At 54.8% G+C, this 21,485-nt stretch carries 21 protein-coding genes; 12 read left to right on the top strand and 9 right to left on the bottom strand.

The features are described 5' to 3' along the window. Positions 1-50: 50 nt before the first annotated feature. Positions 51-1,664 (bottom strand): citramalate synthase, encoded by a 1,614-nt coding sequence (gene cimA, locus WA429_RS06890; RefSeq protein WP_371833744.1) that lies wholly within the window; start codon positions 1,662-1,664, stop codon positions 51-53. A 307-nt stretch (positions 1,665-1,971) separates the two neighbouring features. Here cimA and WA429_RS06895 point away from each other — a divergent pair, with 307 nt between their 5' ends. The 3 genes from WA429_RS06895 to WA429_RS06905 all read left to right on the top strand — a co-directional run bounded on the left by WA429_RS06895 (position 1,972) and on the right by WA429_RS06905 (position 3,938). Beyond that, entirely contained in the window at positions 1,972-2,232 is a 261-nt protein-coding gene (locus WA429_RS06895; protein ID WP_068517205.1) for a hypothetical protein, read from the top strand. 208 nt (positions 2,233-2,440) lie between these two features. Then, entirely contained in the window at positions 2,441-3,136 is a 696-nt protein-coding gene (locus WA429_RS06900; RefSeq protein WP_287466598.1) for a DsbA family oxidoreductase, read from the top strand. 130 nt (positions 3,137-3,266) lie between these two features. Next, positions 3,267-3,938 (top strand): LysE family translocator, encoded by a 672-nt coding sequence (locus WA429_RS06905; RefSeq protein WP_287466597.1) that lies wholly within the window; start codon positions 3,267-3,269, stop codon positions 3,936-3,938. Here the strand turns inward: WA429_RS06905 and WA429_RS06910 are convergent. From WA429_RS06910 to WA429_RS06930, 5 genes are all read right to left on the bottom strand, one after another. Beyond that, positions 3,928-4,653, bottom strand: a complete 726-nt coding sequence (locus WA429_RS06910; protein WP_101248111.1) for a DUF6064 family protein — start codon at positions 4,651-4,653, stop codon at positions 3,928-3,930. The genes WA429_RS06905 and WA429_RS06910 overlap by 11 nt on opposite strands. Before the next feature lie 24 nt (positions 4,654-4,677). Then, positions 4,678-5,619 carry an aldo/keto reductase gene (locus tag WA429_RS06915; protein WP_287466596.1) on the bottom strand — a complete coding sequence of 314 codons (942 nt, stop codon included), beginning with the start codon at positions 5,617-5,619 and terminating at the stop codon, positions 4,678-4,680. A gap of 178 nt (positions 5,620-5,797) precedes the next feature. After that, positions 5,798-7,174: a cysteine--tRNA ligase gene (gene cysS / locus WA429_RS06920; protein ID WP_287466595.1), complete on the bottom strand. Its 1,377-nt coding sequence runs from the start codon at positions 7,172-7,174 to the stop codon at positions 5,798-5,800. Positions 7,175-7,241: 67 nt separating this feature from the next. Beyond that, the gene (gltX, locus tag WA429_RS06925; protein WP_206928041.1) at positions 7,242-8,594 is read right to left on the bottom strand and encodes a glutamate--tRNA ligase; all 1,353 of its coding nucleotides are present in this window, start codon (positions 8,592-8,594) and stop codon (positions 7,242-7,244) included. 24 nt (positions 8,595-8,618) lie between these two features. After that, a complete protein-coding gene (locus WA429_RS06930; protein WP_287466594.1) occupies positions 8,619-10,295 on the bottom strand; it encodes an NAD+ synthase in 1,677 nt (558 codons plus the stop codon). 260 nt (positions 10,296-10,555) lie between these two features. Between WA429_RS06930 and WA429_RS06935 the strand changes: the two genes are divergently transcribed. The 3 genes from WA429_RS06935 to WA429_RS06945 are packed head-to-tail and all read left to right on the top strand — an operon-like array spanning position 10,556 to position 12,857. Beyond that, positions 10,556-10,900, top strand: a complete 345-nt coding sequence (locus WA429_RS06935) for a YbjQ family protein (protein ID WP_082817668.1) — start codon at positions 10,556-10,558, stop codon at positions 10,898-10,900. Positions 10,901-10,918: 18 nt separating this feature from the next. Beyond that, positions 10,919-12,250, top strand: a complete 1,332-nt coding sequence (locus WA429_RS06940) for a M48 family metallopeptidase (protein ID WP_287466593.1) — start codon at positions 10,919-10,921, stop codon at positions 12,248-12,250. A gap of 31 nt (positions 12,251-12,281) precedes the next feature. Further along, complete coding sequence (locus WA429_RS06945) at positions 12,282-12,857, top strand: hypothetical protein (RefSeq protein ID WP_068517213.1); 576 nt, start codon at positions 12,282-12,284, stop codon at positions 12,855-12,857. A 129-nt stretch (positions 12,858-12,986) separates the two neighbouring features. On the opposite strand, the gene WA429_RS06950 is transcribed toward WA429_RS06945, so the two are convergent. Together WA429_RS06950 and WA429_RS06955 are read right to left on the bottom strand one after the other, a co-directional pair. After that, positions 12,987-13,472 (bottom strand): hypothetical protein, encoded by a 486-nt coding sequence (locus WA429_RS06950; RefSeq protein ID WP_068517214.1) that lies wholly within the window; start codon positions 13,470-13,472, stop codon positions 12,987-12,989. Positions 13,473-13,864: 392 nt separating this feature from the next. Beyond that, entirely contained in the window at positions 13,865-15,250 is a 1,386-nt protein-coding gene (locus WA429_RS06955) for a class II 3-deoxy-7-phosphoheptulonate synthase (protein ID WP_068517216.1), read from the bottom strand. A 421-nt stretch (positions 15,251-15,671) separates the two neighbouring features. Between WA429_RS06955 and WA429_RS06960 the strand changes: the two genes are divergently transcribed. The 3 genes from WA429_RS06960 to WA429_RS06970 all read left to right on the top strand — a co-directional run bounded on the left by WA429_RS06960 (position 15,672) and on the right by WA429_RS06970 (position 17,811). Further along, positions 15,672-16,415, top strand: coding sequence for a sulfite exporter TauE/SafE family protein (locus WA429_RS06960; protein WP_206928044.1), 744 nt, complete (start codon positions 15,672-15,674; stop codon positions 16,413-16,415). A 126-nt stretch (positions 16,416-16,541) separates the two neighbouring features. Continuing rightward, positions 16,542-17,186 carry a hypothetical protein gene (locus tag WA429_RS06965; protein ID WP_287466592.1) on the top strand — a complete coding sequence of 215 codons (645 nt, stop codon included), beginning with the start codon at positions 16,542-16,544 and terminating at the stop codon, positions 17,184-17,186. Positions 17,187-17,238: 52 nt separating this feature from the next. Next, entirely contained in the window at positions 17,239-17,811 is a 573-nt protein-coding gene (locus WA429_RS06970; RefSeq protein ID WP_287466591.1) for an IMPACT family protein, read from the top strand. A 22-nt stretch (positions 17,812-17,833) separates the two neighbouring features. On the opposite strand, the gene WA429_RS06975 is transcribed toward WA429_RS06970, so the two are convergent. Further along, complete coding sequence (locus WA429_RS06975) at positions 17,834-18,859, bottom strand: LacI family DNA-binding transcriptional regulator (protein WP_250284749.1); 1,026 nt, start codon at positions 18,857-18,859, stop codon at positions 17,834-17,836. A gap of 164 nt (positions 18,860-19,023) precedes the next feature. On the opposite strand from WA429_RS06975, the gene WA429_RS06980 reads away from it, so the two are divergent. From WA429_RS06980 to WA429_RS06990, 3 genes are all read left to right on the top strand, one after another. Further along, positions 19,024-19,623 carry a gluconokinase gene (locus WA429_RS06980; protein WP_287466590.1) on the top strand — a complete coding sequence of 200 codons (600 nt, stop codon included), beginning with the start codon at positions 19,024-19,026 and terminating at the stop codon, positions 19,621-19,623. After that, positions 19,620-20,648: a TRAP transporter substrate-binding protein gene (locus tag WA429_RS06985; RefSeq protein ID WP_250284753.1), complete on the top strand. Its 1,029-nt coding sequence runs from the start codon at positions 19,620-19,622 to the stop codon at positions 20,646-20,648. The genes WA429_RS06980 and WA429_RS06985 overlap by 4 nt, the downstream gene beginning before the upstream one ends. Positions 20,649-20,804: 156 nt before the next feature. After that, positions 20,805-21,422, top strand: a complete 618-nt coding sequence (locus WA429_RS06990) for a TRAP transporter small permease subunit (RefSeq protein ID WP_250284755.1) — start codon at positions 20,805-20,807, stop codon at positions 21,420-21,422. Positions 21,423-21,485 lie beyond the last annotated feature (63 nt).

The raw sequence follows: 21,485 nt of genomic DNA on the forward strand, positions 1-21,485 counted from the left end.
GGGGCAATTCCCCCGGCCGCCATATGCATCATGCCATCATTCCAAACCGCTCAGCCATGCTGGCTGCGGACACCGGATTTGAACAGCTTATAGGTAATGGAATCCCGAAGCGCGTTATAGGATGCCTCGATAATGTTGGTCGAAACGCCGACTGTCGCCCAGTTATTGCCATCGGCATCGCGGCTTTCGATCATGACACGGGTCACCGCACGCGTACCGTCGCCGCGCGTTATGATGCGGACCTTATAATCGATCAGTTCGATCTGCTCGACCGCTTCGCGATATTCCGGCACCGTCACCAGAACCTTGCGAAGCGCCGCATCAAGGGCGTTGACCGGGCCGTTCCCTTCGGCGACCGACATATACTGTTCGTCACCGACCACGACCTTGACGGTGGCCTCACTCATGGTGATGACCTGCTCGTCCTGCTCATCGACCCAGCGCCGTTCGTCAATCACGCGGAATGATGTCACACGGAAATAGCGATCAAGTTCGCCCATAGCCTTGCGCGCCAGCAATTCAAAGCTGGCCTCGGCCCCGTCATAGGCATAGCCGTCAAATTCACGTTGCTTGACCGTTTCAACCAGTTTGCCGACTGCTTCGGATTTCGGATCGACTTCAACACCGATCTCGCGGAACCGGGCCAGAATATTTGAACGGCCCGCCTGATCCGATACCAGGATATGGCGCTGGTTGCCGACCAGTTCCGGTTCGACATGTTCGTAGCAGGCCGGGTTCTTTTCCACCGCCGAGACATGCAAACCGCCCTTATGGGCAAAGGCACTGTCGCCGACATAGGCCGCCTGACGCAGCGGTTCACGGTTCAGGCGCTCGTCCAGAATATGCGAAATCCGCCGAAGATGGGTCAGTTGTTCGCGCGAAACGCCAACGTCATACCCCATCTTGAGCATCAGGGTCGGGATGATCGAAATCAGGTTGGCATTGCCGCACCGTTCGCCCAGACCATTAAGCGTCCCTTGCACCTGTCGCGCACCGGCGCGGACCGCGGCCAAGGAGTTCGCAACCGCGTTCTCGGTATCGTTATGGCAATGAATGCCGACATTCCCGCCCGGAATGACCGTACAGACATCGGTCACAATGTCAAAAATCTCGTCGGGCAAGGTGCCGCCATTGGTATCACACAGCACCACCCAGCGCGCACCGGCATCATAGGCCGATTTGATTGCCGAAATCGCGTAATCACGGTTGGCCTTATAGCCGTCAAAGAAATGCTCGGCATCGAACATGACTTCGGAAACCTTTGATTTCAGATGGGCAATGGAGTCCGAAATCATCGCCAGATTTTCATCAAGCTCGATCCCGAGTGCCTCGGTCACCTGAAAATCCCAGCTTTTGCCGACCATGCACACAATCGGTGCATTCTGCGCCAGGCTGGCCAGCCCCGGATCATTCGATGCCGAACGACCGGCACGACGGGTCATGCCAAAGGCAGTCAGTTTGGAATTTTTAAGTTTGGGCGGATTGGCAAAAAATGCATCATCGGTCGGGTTTGCCCCGGGCCAGCCGCCTTCGATATAGTCAATCGACAATTCGTCCAGTGCCTTGGCAATCGCGGTCTTGTCCGCGGCCGAAAAATCCACGCCCTGGGTCTGCTGCCCATCGCGCAAGGTACTGTCATAAAGATAGACGCGCTTGTCTGACATATTCATTCCAACTGATCGATCATCTCTCTTCGGGATCCGGGCTTTACGTTACGGCAGCCCTGATCCGCAAACGGGTCTGGCAAATTGCCGCAAAACACCCCACAGCGCAACAGCATTACGCAAAATGGGGTTTTCGGGCAATTTCACACCCTATCCCCTCCCTAACCCATCTTTAGGATAGCGGACCTGTCCCCTTGAATGATTGTAACCCCCACCTATCAATGCTTAACTCTACTATACATTGCAAAGTGGCCGGGGACTGCTCCATAAATTGAAGTCGCCCGGTTGCGGTCTAGGGACATCGACGATGGCACATGAAGCCACCACCAGCGTTGATTTAATGATGCTTGCCGGACTTACCTGGGAACGTACGGGTAAGAATTGCTGGACAGCTTCTGACAGGTTCGCCCATTACACCATTTTCCGCGATATCGACGAACGTTGGTACGGGGAATGGGAACGCGATGGCGAACGTATTCGCGCGAACTGGTCCTGTCCGATCCTTGAAACCTTTGCCGAATATATGGTCGATCACGCCCGGCGCAGCCCGACGGACGATCTGGACTGACTTTTTCCACACTTCACCTTCTTTATCCTGCGTCTGTCAGGTGGATTTTTGGGCGCCAATCCGGTGATGTTTGCACCCGCGTAATCCGGGGCATTTGGCATGCTGTGCCGGCCCGTTTTCTGACAATCGATTGCGATCAGTTCTTGCGTTTGAAGGCGGTTGCATTATGTGATGGGCAGGATCACACGAATAAACGCAAGGCTTACCAATGACGAACGCCATTCCCATGCAGATCGACATCGTTTCTGACGTTGTCTGCCCCTGGTGCATTATCGGGTATAAAAACCTTGAAGATGCCATCAGCCGTCTTGATGGCGAGATCGACGTCAAACTGCGCTGGCATCCGTTCGAACTGAACCGTGACATGCCGCCAGAAGGCCAGGACCTCGCAGAGCATATCAAGGAAAAATACGGTCTGACCGCCGATCAGAGTGCGGACAACCGTGCGCGCATCACCATGATGGGTGAAAATGTCGGCTTCCCGATCCATTTCAGCTCGGACAGCCGCATCTATAACACCTTTGATGCCCACCGCCTGCTCTATTGGGCGGGCAAGGAAGGCGAGTACGGGCAGCAGACCGCCCTTAAACTCAACCTGTTTGCCGCCTATTTCCAGGGTGGCGACAATATGGCTGATCACGGTGTTCTCAAACGCGCGGTCGAGGAAGTCGGGCTTTCGCCGGACCGTGCCGCAGAAATCCTTGCCAGCGACGAATTCGCCAAGGAAGTCCGCGCCGAAGAAGACGAGTTTGGCGAAGCAGGCATCAGCTCGGTCCCGACCTATGTCGTCAATGGCAAATTCGCCATTTCCGGCGGTCACCCGCCCGAAGTCTTTGAACAGGCCCTTTCCGAAATCGCCCGTCAGGGGGATGAAATCCTCGCAGAAGCCAAAAGCGAAGCCTGACGGACCTTTTTCTGTATAAGTGATCGACTAACTAAAGCCCCGACCATCTGCGTCGGGGCTTTTCGTTTCGATCGACAGCATCAAAGTCTTGGCTTAAGGTTCTTTTGCCACCAGCAAAGGAACCTGCCCCATGCCGTCACTTGCCGAGATCGGGCTGTATTTGCCCGGAATATTGCTATCCTATGCCGCCCTTCTGGTCGGATTGATCAGCCCCGGCCCTGCTCTTTTGGGCCTGATGGGGGTATCGCTTGAACAGGGACGCTTCGCCGGACAGCGTTTTGCGCTGGGCATTGGAACCGGGTCGTTTTCCATCGGGCTTTTGACCCTGACCGGGTTGTCGGCGGTTCTTGCCGCCTATGCCGATGCCATGACCGCCATCCGCATTTTTGGTGGCCTGTATTTGCTGTGGATGTCCTATCGGGCGTTTCGCACCGCCTTTCGTAAGGCCGCACCTGCCGATCCACAAGGGACAGGCAACGCGACCGATGACAGGTCACCACGCCAGATTTCCGAACGCGGATATTATTTCCGCGGGCTTGCGCTTCATCTGACCAACCCCAAAGCCATCCTGACCTGGATTGCGATCATTTCGATCGGCTTTCACCAGGGCGCACCCTTATGGGTTGGCGCAGTCATCGTGATCGGGTGCGGCATGATTTCGACCAGCATCCATTTGCTTTATGCCACCGCCTTTTCGACAGCCCCGGCCATATCGATCTATCGCCGGGCAGCCAACTGGATCAACGGGGTGCTTGGCGTGTTTTTTGCCGTGGTTGGATTGCGGCTGCTGGTCAATCGCTGATTGGCGGGGGATCGGCCAGTTCGGCCTTGGTCAGCCGACGGGTCGTCACCCCGTTTTTAAGATCAAGCCAGCCCGAAAAGATCGTCAGCCAAACAGCAATCAGCATGACATAGGCAATCTGCTGATCCATCACCCAAAGTGTTGCCGCGGCAAAGGCACACCAGATCAGCGGCACCGGCAACAGCAACCAGCGCCACGTGCCGCGCGCCATCAGAACAAACCCCAATGTGCCCAGTGCGGTCGGATCAGCTGCACTGCCAAACAGTTCCGCCTGTATCAGATCACGTCCTTCAAGCAGCCCGACAAACGGATAGATCACGATTGCCACAACCATGATCGCAGCCCCGACATAAGATGTCAGATCCCCGCGCCAGCCAAACCGCAACGGCAACGGACGGGCGGCAAAAACCAAAAGCAACAGGACCTCGATCACAAAGCCCGGCAGGATATAGGCCACCGCCCAGTTGATCGGCTGATAATATTGCCAGACAAAGCCATAGCTGGCCCAAGCCCAGATCAGCGACAACAAAACAAGGATCACCCGGTTGCCGCGATGGCCATGGCGCATCGCCATGCCAGCCGCCACCAGACCGGCAACAAAGGCCGCAAGTACTGCCATCCACCACACGCTGTTCATGGTTTCAAACAAACGGTAATAAACACGCGGCGAAAACAGCAGAAAATCCGCCAGTCCGTAATCCCACCATTCGGTCATGCCAGCTTTCCCATATCCTGTTTCCTAGATCAGAACGCCGATAACCGCTGCGATCTGTTCGCGCATCTTGTCATCGGGCAAACGTCCGGTCGCTGCGCGCATGTTTTCCGCCGCATGGGCCGGGTTGGTCGTAGCCGGGATCGGACAGGTCACGGACGGATGGGCAATCAGATATTTCAAAATCAGCTGCGCCCAGCTTTCCACTTCAAGCTCGGCGGCGAATTCCGGCAAAGGTTCACCTTCCAGCTGATCAAGAAGACTGCCACCGCGAAACGGACGATTGACGATTACGGCAATGCCCCGGTCATAGGCCAGCGGCAGCAAATATTCCTCGACCTTGCGGTCGACCGGGTTGTACGTCACCTGAACGAAATCAAGCCGTTCATTTTTCATCACCGCAATCAGGTCTTCGGTCCGCCGCCCGTGGGATGTCGTCACCCCGACATAGCGCAACTGCCCTTCATTCTTCAGACGGAAAAGAAGCGGCAGATTGTCATTGATGCCCAAAAGATTATGGACCTGCAAAAGGTCAAATTTTCGGGTGTTCCAGCGTTTGCGTGTTTCGGAAATCTGATCAAGCCCGTCCCCGGACGTCCAGACCTTGTCGGTTGAAAACACCCGGTCATGGGCACCCAGTTTATCAAGACAATAACCGATAACCTCCTGGGCCGATCCATACATAGGCGAACTGTCGATCATCCGCCCGCCGGCATTGAAAAACGCCGATACCACATCCGCGCACTGGTCACGCAGGGCCATGTCATTGCCGACATTGAACGTGATCCAGCTGCCAAGTCCGACCGCCGGAATTGCTTCGCCGGTGGACGGTACCTGTTTGCGGATAATGTCGGGAACATCCTTGCGCAGGGCGCCTTGCGCCACACCGGGCATCAAGGCCCCCAAAGAGGCCGACAGGCCAAGCGCACCGGCCCCTTGCATAAAACTGCGACGGTCAATTTCAGACATGAAAGACGTTGCCTTCCTGTTGGGTCCAATCCGTTCCGAACCATGATCCAACATGAATTGGGCAGAAATCTGCCCATGCGCAACCTTTGGTATTTATTGCCCGACTGTTGCCCGCCCAAACAAAAAGGCCGCAAGCATATTGCTTGCGGCCTTTTGTGATTTAAAGCTCGGATATGCCTTATACGCGCTTCCAGCTTGTACCATCCTTGAAGTCTTCAAGGATGATGCCGCGCGCCAGAAGATCATCACGGATCTTGTCAGCAGTTGCGAAATCCTTGTTCTTCTTGGCGTCCGCACGCTGGGCAATCAGGCCTTCGATCTCGGCGGCCTCATCCGCATCAGCTGACCCGGTAAACCAGACTTCCGGATCGCCTTCCAGAATACCAAGCAACTTGGCCGCAGCCAGGATTTCGCCCTTGGCCTCGGCGCGTTCATACTTGGTTTCCGCCTTGTTGAAACGGGTCACAAGGTTATGGAACTCGGCAATCGCAAGCGGCGTATTCAGATCATCACACAGCGCATCAAGAACCGCACGCGGCACCGGCACATTTTCCGTGGTCACGTCAGAACCCTGGCGAAGGGCGGTATAGAAACGATCAAGTGCCTCTTTGGCCTGGCGCAGGTTATCTTCCGTCCAGTTGATCGGCTGATGATAATGGGTGCCCATCATCGCCAGGCGGATGGCTTCGCCCGGCCATTTTTCCAGAAGCTCATGCACGGTGACAAAGTTGCCAAGCGACTTGGACATCTTTTCACCTTCGACCATCAGATGGCCGTTATGCATCCAGTATTTGGCATAGCTCGAACCCTTGTTCGCGCAGCAGCTTTGCGCCAGTTCGTTTTCATGGTGCGGAAACACCAGATCCGAACCGCCGCCATGAATGTCGAAATTCTCGCCCAGATAACGGGTCGACATGGCCGAGCATTCAATATGCCAGCCCGGACGACCACGGCCCCACGGGCTGTCCCATCCCGGAATGTCATCTTCGGACGGTTTCCACAGAACAAAGTCCGCCGGGTCCTGTTTGTAGGGGGCGACTTCAACGCGGGCACCGGCGATCATTTCCTTGCGATCACGGCGTGACAATTTGCCATATTCGTCAAACTTGCTGACCGAAAACAGAACGTGGCCTTCGGCGGCATAGGCAAAGCCCTGCTCGATCAGGCTTTCGCACATGGCGATCATTTCGGCGATATGTTCGGTCGCACGCGGTTCGATATCGGGCTTGGCGGCATTAAGCGCGCCCATATCATCAAGATAAGCCTGATGCGTGCGTTTGGTGATTTCGGAAATCGGCTCACCGCTTTCCTTTGCACGGGCATTGATCTTGTCGTCAACGTCGGTGACGTTCCGGACATAGGTTACCTTGGGATAGATATGGCGCAGAACGCGCACCAGCGTATCAAACACCACCACCGGGCGCGCATTGCCGACATGGGCATAGTCGTAAACGGTCGGGCCACAGACATAAAGGCGCACGTGATCGGGATCGATCGGCTCGAACACCTGCTTTTCGCGGGTCAGCGTGTCATAGATACGAAGGGTCTTGGTCATGTCAAAATTGTCCGTTTGGCTGTATTGGCGATTGAATGCGGGCATTTCCGGCGATCAAAGCAGATGCTCAGACCGCCTTCCCACACAACCGCGCACGCGCCTTTTCAGAACCGATCAGAACCAGCATCGCCGACATTTCCGGGCCATGTTCGCGCGCGGTCAACGCCTTGCGAAGCGGCATGAAAAGCTGTTTGCCCTTGCGACCCGTCGCCTCCTTGAGCGCCCCGGTCCAGGTTTTCCAGCTGGTTGCGTCAAGCTCACCTTCAGGCAGCATATCGGCCGCCTGCTTGACGAACTCGGCATCCTCGGTATCGATTTCCGGGATCACGGTCTGATGAATAACATCCCACCATTCCAGGGCCTCGGCCACGCGCCAGCAATTGCCGCGCACCGCATTCCAGAACATCTCGTTGGCATCATTCATGCCCGCAGCAACCAGTTTCGGCTGCGCGGTTTCAAACGGCATGTCATGGATGACTTTTTCGTTCAGGCTGGCCAGTTCGGCCGGATCGAATTTCGGCGTTGAACGGCCGTAATGATCCAGATCGAACTTATCAAGAACCTGGGTCAGGCTTGCCGGTTCGATTTTGTCAGACGCCCCAAGACCGGTCAGAAGACCGACAAGGGCTTCGACCTCGAACCCGTCATTGCGCAATTCACGCAGTGACAGACTGCCCAGACGTTTGGAAAGCTGCGACCCACCCGGCCCCGCCAAAAGCGGCATATGGGCAAATTCAAGCGCACCCGGCTTACCGCCAAGGGCAAGATACAGCAAAATCTGCGACACGGTGTTGGTCACGTGATCTTCGCCGCGAATGATGTGGGTAACCCCCATTTCAAGGTCATCCACCACCGAACCCAGCATATAAAGCAGCGATCCGTCTTCGCGGATCAAGACCGGATCAGACACATGTTCGGTGTCAAACGAGCAAATCCCGCGCGTCAGATCATCCCATTCGACCATGCCGTCAGTCAGAAGGAAACGCCAGTGCGGCTTGCGGCCTTCGGCTTCGAGTGCCTTGATCTCGTCAGCCGACAGGGTCAGCGCCTTGCGGTCATAGATGAAAGGCTGGTGACGCTGGCGGGCGGCCTTGCGTTTCCAGTTCAGCTCACCTTCGGTTTCATAGCACGGATAAAGCAATTCACGCTTTTTCAGGTCGGCGATTGCCGCATCATATTTGTCCTGACGAAGCGACTGGCGTTCTTCACGGTCCCAGTCAATGCCAAGCCACTCCAGATCTTCACGGATGGCATCAACATATTCATCCTTGGAACGCTCCGGATCGGTATCGTCAAAGCGCAGAATGAATTGGCCACCCGATTTACGGGCATAAAGCCAGTTCATCATGGCAACGCGGGCATTACCAACATGGAGAAGCCCGGTCGGGCTGGGAGCAAATCGAAGGACAGGTTTTGTCATATCTAACTTTTCAGTTCACTTGAATCACGTAACAAGGTTCGTGAAGCCATTGGTGATCGGATAGCGACGGTCACGGCCAAAGGCGCGCGGGGTGATCTTGACCCCCGGCGGTGCCTGACGGCGCTTATATTCCGCCCGATCCAGCAACCGCCAGACCCGGCGTACTGTGGCCTCGTCGTGACCACTATCCACGATATCGCGTACTGACCGCTCGCCTTCAATCATCTGATGAAGAATATCATCAAGAACATCATAAGGCGGCAGACTATCTTCGTCTTTCTGATCCGGGCGCAGTTCGGCGGATGGCGGTTTGGTAATGATCCGTTCGGGGATCACCATGCCATCCGGGCCTAGTGCCCCGGCCGGTTTGTGTTCGTTGCGCCAGTGGCACAGGGCAAACACCGTGGTTTTATAAAGGTCTTTCAGAACCGAATAGCCACCACACATGTCGCCATAAAGCGTGGCATAGCCGACCGACATTTCCGACTTGTTGCCGGTGGTCAGCACCATGTGGCCAAACTTGTTTGAAATCCCCATCAGGATGATCCCGCGCGAACGGGCCTGAATGTTTTCTTCGGTGATGTCGGCGTCACGCCCGTCAAAGGCCGGGGCCAGCATCTGTTCGAACGCGGCCATGGCCGGACCGATATTGATGCTTTCAATCCCGGTTTTCAGCATCCCCGCACAAATTTCCGCGTCTTCCAGGCTTTCGCGCGACGTATAGGGCGACGGCATCATCACCAGACGCACCCGATCCGACCCCAGCGCATCAACCGCAACCGCGGCCGAAAGCGCGCTGTCAATGCCGCCCGACATACCGATCACGACACCGGGGAACCGGTTTTTATTCACATAATCGCGCAAGCCCAGAACAAGGGTCTGATAAATCGCATCAAGGCCAACCGGGTAATCGGCCTTGGGCGCATCATCGCCGCAACGCCATTTGCCGTTATCGTCCCTCGACCATGTGGTCACGACAACATCCTCGGCAAAGGCCGGCAGGGCAACCGCAAGCGACCCGTCGCCATTAAGCCCGAACGATCCGCCATCAAAGACCAGCTCGTCCTGACCGCCAACTTCGTTGCAATAGATCATCGGCGCGCCGGATTCCGAAACGCGGTCCTCGATCAGTTTGCGGCGCAAATCGCCCTTGTCTGCCTCGAACGGTGATCCGTTAGGCACCAGGAAAATCTCGGCCCCGGCTTTGGCAAGATGACCGACCACATTGGGGGTCCAGACATCTTCGCAAATCGGAACGCCAAGCTTCACACCCCTGAACGAAACCGGTTCGGGCATCGGACCGGCTGCGAAAACGCGTTTCTCGTCAAACACGCCATAATTCGGCAGATCCTGCTTGGCCCGGACATCAACGATCTTGCCCTGATCAATCAGGAGAACCGCATTATGACGAATGCCGTCGATTTCCCATGGCGTGGTCAACAGCAATGCCGGACCATTTTCGCGTTTGGCTGTCTGTTCGCAAATGCTGGCGACGGCTTCATGCAGGTGACGCATGAAAGCAGGCTTCATCACCAGGTCTTCCGGCGGATAACCCGACAACACCAATTCGGAATACAAAACAATATCAGCGCCCCGATCGGCCGCGGATTCCCAGGCAGCCACAACCTTGTCCCGGTTACCGGTAACATCGCCGACAATCGGGTTAAGCTGGGCAATCGCAATGGCAAGCATATTTGTCATGATGTTGGAATAGGAGCCGCCTTACGCGGTGTCAATTGCGGAATACGCAATATCCCATGTTTCAAACGAGATTGCCATTCCTGCATGGCAGAATTGCAGCACCTTAAATCCCGCTAGTCGACTGGGATCGCAGTCTGTTTCTGCATCTGTCATGATTTTTTCATGTTGATAATGACTTGCAATTCTGCAAGCAGCCCGGTCTATTTCACCCGACCGTGAAAACACGGCAAAAAACATAACAATTGATACGAGCAAACAAAATGGCCAACAGCCCCACCTCTGCCGCCGAAATGGCGGTGGTAACCATTTCCCATATCCCGGGTCGGGAGATCAGCGAAAATCTTGGCATCGTTTTTGGCAGTTCGGTGCGCAGCCGCAGCTTCCTGTTTGATATTTTTGCGACTTTCAAAAACCTTTTCGGTGGCGAAGTCCGATCCTATACCCGCCTTCTTGAAGACGCCCAGCACGAAGCCACCAGCCGCCTGGTCGCCCAGGCACAAAAAATGGATGCCGATGCCGTCGTTGACGTCCATTTCGCTACATCCCAGGTCGCCTACAAAGCCGCCGAGATTTTTGCGTACGGCACGGCCGTAAGACTGAAATAAGGAACAGGTGCATTTATCATGGAAGACCTGTTTCTTCCGGGAATTGCACTGACCATCCTGATCGGAATCGCCTATTTGACCGGCCGCCTGGCCGACAGGGCACATGAACGCGCGCTTGTGCGCGACGAAGCATTGTTGCCCCACCAATATCTTGATTCCGGGGATGCAGTTCCCGACACAGTTTCAATACAGCAATCGCGCATGGTGACCGGCAAGGTCGTCATTGCCGAAGACCGTTTTCGCAATCTGCTGGCGCGGTTGCGCGTTTTTGTTGGCGGACGTCTTGCCGCCCACGAGGCCGCCGTTATCCGCACCAAACGCGAAGCCATCCTGCGCCTGCGCATCAATGCCAAGGGGGCAAGCCACATCATCGGGCTTCGGTTCCAGTCGGCCGAAATCAGTCGCGGCATGATCGAAATGATCGCATCGGGCACCGCCCTTTATACCGATCATCGTCCAACCGGTGGCAAACCGGCCTCCCTGCCCGATGACGGGGTGAATATCAGTCACCGCAATCTGTTGACCGAACTGGCATCGGCCAGCATGGCATTTCTTTTGATCTGCTGGGGGATTTATACCGCAAGCGGCTTTGCCATCGAATGGGCGGCAAGCAGCATTTCGGTAAAGGATGAAGTCGCGATCTGGTCTGAACTTGAACCGGAAATCATTGACGGCCATCGCGTCGGTTCCCAACGCAATGTGTTTGAAAACTATCTGGTTGATCTGATCAATTCTGTCCCCAAAGAGGCCCTTGGTCCGGCACGCGATTATGACTTTGACGTCATGATCATTCCTGATGAAACGCCAAATGCCGCGGCCCTGCCCGGCGGCCTGATTCTGGTCAATAGCGGGATGCTTGATCTGGTCGAAAGCGAGAACGAGCTTCTGTCGATCCTTGGTCATGAAATCGGTCACTATAACGGCCGCGATCATCTTGAAGGACTGGGACGCGAAATTGTCGGTGTCGCCTTGTCCGCCATGATGTTCCAGACCGATGCGATTTTGACAACATGGGTCGCCGGATGGCCGAAATTGCTGGCTGATCGGGATCATTCGCGCAGTCAGGAACTCGATGCCGATGACTGGAGCCTCAAGATCCTGATGGCGAAATACGGTCATGTTGGCGGCGTATCGCGGACCTTTGAAAAACTGGCCGCCATGCAGGGGGATCACAGCGTCATGGACTATCTGTCGACACATCCCCACCCGATGGACCGCGTAAACCGGCTTGATGACATGGCCCGTGAACGGGGACTTCCGATTGGCGAGACGATCGACCTGCAAACCGGGTTTGATAACTTTCTTAAAAAGTTTGACGAAATTCCGGCCCAGTCTTTGGAATTCCAATAAACAACAACTTTCCGACACAGGATATTGAACAATGCGTGGACTTTTCGCCCCGTTCCGCTTTCTGAGCGTCAGCGGTCAGCCCAATACCGAATTCTGGCTGACCCAGTGCATCATTCTGGCATCAACCGTTCTGGGTGTGTATCTGGCAAGCTTTGCCGGCTTTGAGATTGCCGTCGATTTCGACCGTTATCAAAGCACATCGGATGTCTATAACCTTGAACGATCGCTCGAAGCGGAATTTGTCGACAATATCGAAAAAGTCGAAACCTGGATTGCCGAATATCCGGAAGGCCCAATGACCTGGCATGCCCCGCAACTTGCACCGCGCGAACGCCACAAACTTGATGATATGGTCTGGGAAACCATGCGCTATTCCCCGCGCACTTTCGAGGTCGATCCGCAAATCATTACTGGTGTGCGCCGGTTCTATTCCGACATTGACGCCCAGATGACCATCATGTTCATGCAGCAAAATGCCAATGGCATGGCACGCAATGCCCTTAAGAACATGGGGGAAATCGTTGCCACGGCACGCAACGGCGTCCTGCCGTTGCTCAGATCGGAAATCGAACGTCTGGACGGGGAACTGGCAGACATGACGGACTGAGCATCATCTGCCATATCCGATCATCACAAAGCCGGGGCAAAACTGTCCCGGCTTTTTCTTTCGATGGATCCGGGAAAGCGGATTTAACGACGCCTGACGCCCAGATAAGCTGCACGCCAAAGTGACCGCTCAAAGCGCAAGTGCGGCGTCGATTTCATCCTGGCTCATGGTTTTGGCCGAACCGTGGATAATACCACTGGCGACATCCATGAATTTTTGCAGCGATACGGTGATGGCATGCGCAGTTTCGCGCAACAATGCCTCGTTCCCGTCCGCAATGATGGCTTCAAGCTGGGTTATCGCGTGGGCAACAATGGTATTGAGGTGATTGATCGTTTCTTCAAACGGTTGACGGAATCGCGGCGGCACATGTTCATAGGCCTCGATCGCCAGTTCCTTGTCGGAAAAGGTGCTATCGCGGAAATGGTCCTGATAGCTTTTCGGTGCCCATTCCTTGCAATCCTCGATCATGTCAGGCATGTCCGGCACCATTTCGAGAAGCATCACAATCTCATTGAAATGATTGAGATAATCGGTCGCCAAAAGCGTGGTCGAGGAAATATTTGTTCCCTCTACTTTCTGTTGCCATTCGGTGAAATCCGCTTCATCCACCATCCGCGTTGCGACCTCTTGAATTTTGTTCTTGTGCAGGATTGCCCTGAATTTCTTTATACTTAAGGATATTTCATGGCGTTTGGTAGAGGTTTTTTTACAGCCAGGCCCCTTGATTGCACGACGAAACGTTCCTGTAACGCAATTTAACCCACAAAATACTGATATTCAGCACCCAAACGGGATTCAATTTTGTGAAATTGCCTCCATCACCAACCATCATCACCCCGAACACACCAAAATCGCAAGAAATTCGTCCGCAGCAATGCGGCTGCGATGTTCGTTTCCTGTCGATCACGGTCCTTATTAGCCATCGGGGCCCCTTATAAAACAAGGCGCCCGGTTTCCCGGGCGCCTTGCTGATCGACACGCATGTCGAAATATTCGAAATCAGATCAGGCAGAAGCCGCAAGCTGCTCTGCGCGGATGCTGTCGCGTTCTTTTTTGATCATTTCGGCCATCAGGAAGGCAAGCTCAAGCGCCTGGCCACCATTAAGGCGCGGATCGCAATGGGTGTGGTAACGATCCGAAAGCGCGTCTTCGGTCACTTCGCGTGCGCCACCGATGCATTCGGTCACGTCCGTTCCGGTCATTTCGAAATGAACGCCACCGGCATGAGTGCCTTCGGCCTTGTGAACGTCAAAGAAGTTTTTGACTTCCGACAGGATCGAATCAAACGGACGGGTTTTGTAACCGTTCGCGGCCTTGATCGTGTTGCCATGCATCGGATCGCACGACCAGACGACCTTGCGGCCTTCGGCCTTAACACGTTTGACCAGACGCGGCAGATGATCACCAACCTTGTCAGCACCCATACGGGCAATCAGGGTCAGACGACCGGCTTCGTTCTGCGGGTTCAGACGATCAATCAGTCGGATCAGGTCATCTTCATCCATGGTCGGGCCGCATTTCATGCCAATCGGGTTTTTGACCCCGCGCATGAATTCAACATGGGCCCCGTCAAGGTTACGGGTACGATCGCCAATCCACAGCATATGCGCCGAGCAGTCATAATATTCGCCGGTCAGGCTGTCCTGACGGGTCAGGGCCTGCTCATAACCCAGAAGCAATGCTTCGTGCGAGGTATAGAAATCGGTCTCGCGCAGCTGCGGGGCGCTGTCGGCGGTAATGCCGCAGGCCTGCATGAAGGCGACCGCCTCGTCAATCTGGGTGGTCAGCTTGCTGTAACGCTCGGCCGCCGGGCTACCATCAACGAATGACAGGTTCCAGCGATGGATTTTGGTCAGATCGGCAAAACCGCCCTGGGCAAAGGCACGCAGCAGGTTAAGCGTCGCCGCCGACTGGTTATAGGCGCGAATTTGCCGCTGCGGGTCGGGAATGCGGGCTTCTTCGGTGAACTCGATCCCGTTAACCACGTCACCGCGATAGCTTGGCAGTTCGACGCCATTGATGGTTTCGGTATCCGCCGAACGCGGCTTGGCAAACTGGCCGGCCATACGGCCGACCTTGACCACCGGGCAGGACGCACCAAAGGTCAGAACAACCGCCATCTGCAACATGACCTTGAAGGTGTCGCGAATGTTGTTCGGATGGAATTCCTTAAAGCTTTCGGCGCAGTCGCCGCCCTGCAGCAGGAAGGCATTGCCTTCTGCGACTTCACCAAGCTTTTCTTTAAGTGCGCGCGCTTCGCCAGCAAATACCAAAGGAGGATAGCTGCCGAGCTCTTGCTCTACGGCCTCGAGGGCCTGTGCATCTGGATAAGTCGGCACCTGCTTGATCGGCAGGTTGCGCCAGCTATCAATGCTCCAGCTCTTGCTCATTTGCTTCCTCTCAATCCGGCATGTTCTTGATCATGCCGCCATTATAACACAAATCCGGTTTTTCGGCGGATTTCCGCCCTGTGGTCCGGTCATTGAACCGAGCCAAACTTGATACGGGTTTTGATCACGCATTTCCACCCCTTCTAGACTTAAGGACGATAAAAACCCGCAATTTTTTGCCAACACACCCAAAAACCACGCAAAATTCCACTCATTCCCACCAGATTATCCGGATGGCGGCGGGCTTGACCAAACAGTCATAGCAATCAACTAGGTGCGAATCCGCCCATGCGCAATCGCCGGACGAGTTATCCCAACCAGTTACGCCACCCAATTCCGCTGACCAACGACGCTGATCAATTGCACAGCCTGGCAAATGCGGGCACACTGCGCACGCGTCACACCATTGTCCGGACCCTCCATGCCCATTGAAACCATTGCCATTATTGCCTGTGCCTATTTTGTTGCCGCCTTTGTAAAGGGCGCAACGGGTCTCGGGTTTTCGACATCGGCCCTGCCGATCCTGGCCCTTGGACTGGGTCTTAAGGCCGGCATGCCGCTTGTCATCATCCCGTCCCTTGTCAGCAATTCAATCATCATGGTTCAGGCCGGACATTTCCGCGAAACCGTCAACCGGTTCTGGCCGATGTTTCTGGCGACCATCCCGGGACTTCTGATCGGACTTGCCGTCCTTGAAATGGTCGACAGCATTGTGGCGGGTGCGGTTCTGGGGCTGGTTCTGATGAATTACGGGGCGATCACGCTGTTTCGCCATGGCAAGCCGATTTCGGACAAGATCGCACGCCGACTGGCACCGATTTCCGGTTTTTCCACCGGGCTGGTCAATGGCATTACCGGGTCACAGGTGATGCCGGTTCTGCCCTTTCTGCTTTCCATGCGCCTGGATCCCAAACGCTTTATCCAGGCCATCAATATCTCGTTCAGCCTTTCAAGCATCGTGATGGCCTTTGGCCTGAGCCGGATGGGCTTGATGACGCTTGAAACCATCTGGATATCACTTGCCGGACTGGTTCCGGTTTATATCGGAACGAAACTTGGCAGTGCTGTGCGCAACCGCATGGATGCCGAAACCTTCCGCAAGGTTGTTCTGATCATGCTGATCATTTTTGGCGTGATCCTTGTTGCGAAATTCGTGACCAACTAAGGCAATCACACATCCCCCGCACGGGGGATGTGGCAGAAAAGCGCGTGCAATCAATCGCATGGAATTTATAGTGGATCAGTAATCCCGAAGCACACCCGCACAGCGCAAAGCCCGGAAACTGATTTGATGACACGCATTTTGACGATCGCCATTGCGGCTGCGACCCTTTGGCTTGCCACCGCAGCCCACCAAACCGCACAGGCCCAAAGTATCACGGCGATGGATGCGTTTTTGCGCGACTTGAAGCACATGCATGTACAGGCCTTGCAGTTCTGCGACAGCAACCGCAACATCATGTCAGTCAGCGACCTTTCCAAGGCCACCAAAGAAAATGACGTTTTCGAGCTGCTGTGTATGCGCGCGCTGAAAGGGCGCAGCATCGCCAATACCGGCTGGACGTTTTACCACGAAGGCGAACGGATTGAGGGCGGCACATCGGATTTTCTGGCAATGTTGAAGGGCTTTAATATCGAAGGAAAGCTGTTCTACACCGTCATTGGCCACCGCAAGATCAAACAACATATCGGCCAACCGAACGCGCGCGTATTCTATCAACCCCGCGCGACACTTTATCGCTATGTCGATGGCGAAATGCAGCACGTCTTTGAATTCATTGATCCGCAAACCATGAACTGGAACAGCCCGATCCCCGAAAAGCCGGATTTCTCTGCGGCAAGCAAACAGCATTCTGTGGCAATTGATGACGTCTGGAACGCAGTCCTGCTCGAAGAATTCGGTCAGACTGTCAGCTTCATCTCCTCTACCCAATAGCAAAACCGATCCTGACTGGCGATCGCTGAGGGATTTTGATATCAACGCTTCAATGAAAACCATCGCCCGCCCCGCTTTTGCCGAAACCGAAGAAAAGAAATCACGCTTTCTGGCCGAACTCGTTTTTCATGACGATCTGGCCCGGCGGATTGAAGCGTTGCGTGCCCTTCATCCCAAGGCCAACCATCACGTAAATGCCTATCGCTATCTTAATGAGGAAGACCAGCTGATCGAGCATGGCAAGGATGATGGCGAACCGTCGGGCACATCAGGCATCCCGTGCCTCAAGGTTCTTCAGGGGCGTGATCTGATCAATGTGGCGGTGATCGTTACCCGCTATTTCGGCGGCACAAAACTGGGTACCGGCGGGCTGGTTCGCGCCTATAGCGGGGCGGCCAATGCGGTTTGTGACGTTGCGGAAATCATTGACTATATCCCGCAGGGCGAGGCTGATCTGTTTGCCGGATTTTCCGATGCCGGCACACTTGAACAGGCCTGCGCGCAGGATGGCATCACCATCCTTGATCGGCAGTTTGACACCCAAGGCACGCGCATCAAAATTGCCGGGCCGCGCGAGATGCTTGGCGACCTTGCCCAACGTTTCCCGCTACCCGATGCCGATTAGGCCCGTGACAAATCAGGCCTCGTTACTTCTGGCGTGACGTGCTTTCGCGTTGCTGAAGCTCAAACCCGAGATCAACGATCTTTTGTTCGGGTACTTCGCCGTCAAGTTCGGCCTTGATCATTTCGACCGCACGTTTACCAATGGCATAGCGGTCGGTTCGGATCGAGGTCAGGGACGGGTGACTTGCCGCCATCATTTCAAGGTCGTTAAACCCGATGATGCCCATGTCATCAGGCACGGAAATACCGGCCTTCTGACAGCCAAACAAGGCGCCAAGTGCCATGTCATCATTGTTGCAGAACACGGCATCAAGATCGGAACGGCGCGCCAACAACTGACCAATCAGTTCCGCACCAAGCGACACACTGGATGAAACCGTGGTGGTCATGATCAGATCCGGGTCATAACGCCCGCCTGATTGCAGGGCATCCTTGAAACCTTCAAGCCGGCGATGGGACCTCGGGTCCATACGTGCGCCAAGGAACCCGATCCGCTTATAGCCCTTTTGCACCAGATGACGACCCGCCGCACGCCCGCCTTCAAAATGAGAAAAGCCGACCATCATATCAATCGGGTCATCGCCGATATCCATGACCTGCACGACCGGACAACCGGCATTTTGCAAAAGTTCACGTGCGGTATCGGTCTGGTCAATGCCCGCAACAATCATCGCGGATGGCCCCTGCCCAAGGAAGGTCCTGATCAGGCGTTCCTCATCGGCGGCCACATAACGCGAATTCCCCAACTGGACCTGAAACGGTCCTTGTTCAAGGTCGTCATAAATGGCGCGCAACGTGTCAGCAAAAACGTTGTTGGTCAGCGACGGCACAATCACACCAACAATGTTGGAACGAGTCGAGGCCAATGCGCTGGCATGGCTGTGCGGCACATAATTGAGCTTTCTCACGGCATTGTTGATCTTCCTGCGCAGGTGATCGGACACCTTTGAAGGATCGCGCAAAGCACGTGAAACTGTAATCGTGCTGACCCCTGCCTTGTCGGCAACATCAGCAATGGTCGGCCGCCCGGCCCCTTTGCGTTTTCTCATGCCATTAGATTTATTACGTCTTTTCAATATGGACAAGAGCCTTGTGAATTAGGCAGTTGACTCGATGTTAGCGCTAACATTATGTTAGCGCTAACATTGCAAATCACAGGGCGAAACAACGTTAAAAACGACCCTGAAAACAATAAACGGGCGGAAATATCTTGATGGATCGACAGGCGCGATATGTCGTGGTTATGGGGGTTTCAGGTTCGGGAAAAACCGAAATCGCCCGCCGTGTGGCAACGGAAACGAATTGCCCGTGGCTTGATGCAGACGACCATCATCCTGCCAACAATGTCGAACATATGCGCCGCGGACAGCCATTGAATGACGAAATGCGCTGGCCATGGCTTGAAGCTGTGAGCCGGGCTGCACAGGCCAAAGCCGATCAGTGCCCCCCGGGCAATACAGCAAACACCATTTTCATTGCCTGTTCCGCGCTCAAGCGCAGTTACCGCGATGTTCTGGGCCGGAATTTGGACCCGGTCACATTTGTATTTCTGGACGGCACCCGTGACGTGATCAAATCAAGACTGGAACGTCGCGTCGGACATTTCATGCCTTCCGCACTCTTGGACAGTCAGCTTGCAGATCTCGAACCGCCGGGGCCGGACGAGAATTGTGTGACTGTCTTTGTCGATGCCCCGATTGATGCTGTTGTTTCGACAGTCATTACCAGACTGAAAAACTGCGAAAACGGCAGTTCCTCTTTTGTCAAAGATAACATCACCGGAAAAACGGTATGCCAGGGAGAAGAACGATGACCAAGACTTTCAAATCGCTCGCAGGAGCAACCTTTATCGCAACCCTTATTGCAGCAGCGCCCTTTGCCGCTAATGCACAGGAATTTACCCTTAAAGTGCAATCAAGTGACGCCGCAGGCGTTCCCAACTTCGAACTGGAACAGGAATGGGCCAAACGCGTTGGCGTCATGACCGGCGGCCGTGTCGAAGTGGAAATGCTTCCGGTTAACTCGATTGTCGAACATGCCGAAACCCAGGACGCCATCGCCGCAGGTATCCTTGACGGCCACATCACCGACACCAGCTATTTTTCTGGCAAAGACCCGGCATTCGGCCTGATTGCCAACCCGGTCGGTGCATGGTCGGCACCGTCTGAAATGCTGCGCTTTGTTGAATATGGTGGCGGCAAGGAACTGATGAACAGCCTGCTGAACCCCCGTGGCCTGCAATTCATTGGTGCGGTAACACCGGGCCTAGAAGCCTTTGTCTCCTCGGTGCCGCTTGATGGTGTTGCCGACCTTAAGGGCCTTAAAATGCGCGCCCCGGAAGGCATGGTCCAGCAGGTCTTTGCCGCGGCTGGTGCCGCACCGGTTAACATCCCGCAGTCCGAGGTCTTTACATCGCTTGATAAAAAAGTAATCGATGCGGCCGATGCGACCGTGTTCTCGACCAACCAGGCAATGGGCCTGCATGATGTTGCAAAACATCCAGTCTATCCGGGTTTCCATTCCATGCCGATGCTGGAAGTATCGATCAACAAGACCAAATGGGATTCCATGCCAGAAGACATCCAGGCCATTCTGGAAATGTCTGTTCGTGATCTGGCACAGGACATGGACGCACGCCTTGCCATGAAAGACATGGAAGCCGTGGCCAAGGCCCGTTCTGAAGGTGGCGTAACCATTCACAACTGGTCGGCAGAAGAACGTGCCAAATTCCGTCAGATTGCCACCAGCCAGTGGGAAAAAGTCGCAGCACGTTCCGACGATGCAAAACGGGTTTATGATACCCTTGTTAAATATCTGACCGCACAAGGTTTGATCTAAGCCCGATATCATAACTGGATCATCGGTGGCGATGCCCAAACATCGCCACCGGTAACGACCTGAATACAATCCGGAATCCCCGTTATAAGAGACGATAACGGGGTGCAACCTCCCTGTTGCCGGATTGTATTCTCTGCATCGCAAGGAATGCTGAGTATGGCTACCAGTCCCATTGATAACACGCGTGACACCCCCACCCCGTCTATAGACCCGCCAATAGAACCGGACGACAGAACCGAGACACTCCCGGCTGTTTCCGGACGGCTTGGATCGGCTGTAAACAAAATCAGTCCGGTATTTGCATTCGGCTTTTTACTGGCGATGGGCATTCTGATTTTTGAAATTTTCATGCGCCATGTTTTCAACAGCCCGACCCTTTGGGCCCATGAAACAACCACTTTTCTGTCTGCTGTCGGCTTTGTTTTTGGCGGGCTTTATTGCGCATCCAGGGACAAACATATCCGTGTCGTGATCCTTTATGACATTGCCGGGCCAAAACTGCGCAAGGCCCTTGATGTCGGCATTTCGATTGTCTGCATGATCGCATCGGGCTTCTTTGCCTGGGCGGCCTGGCTGATGGTCAAACGTGCAACGATGACACCCGCCGGTGACATTCATTTTGAAACCACGGGGAGTGCATTTAATGCCCCCTATCCCGGCATATTGAAGGCTTTCCTGCTTCTGACCCTGATTGTGTTGATGGTCCAGTTTTTCTGGCAGGCCATCAATTATATGCGCAGCGCGCCGATCACCGGTTCGGAACAGAACGAATAGACCGACCTTCATTTGATGCACCGACAGCCGGAACGTCATTTTGAATGCGACCGGCGCGACAGG

Origin of the sequence: Thalassospira sp. CH_XMU1420-2 (genome assembly GCF_037029325.1) — a bacterium.
Taxonomy (GTDB): domain Bacteria; phylum Pseudomonadota; class Alphaproteobacteria; order Rhodospirillales; family Thalassospiraceae; genus Thalassospira; species Thalassospira povalilytica.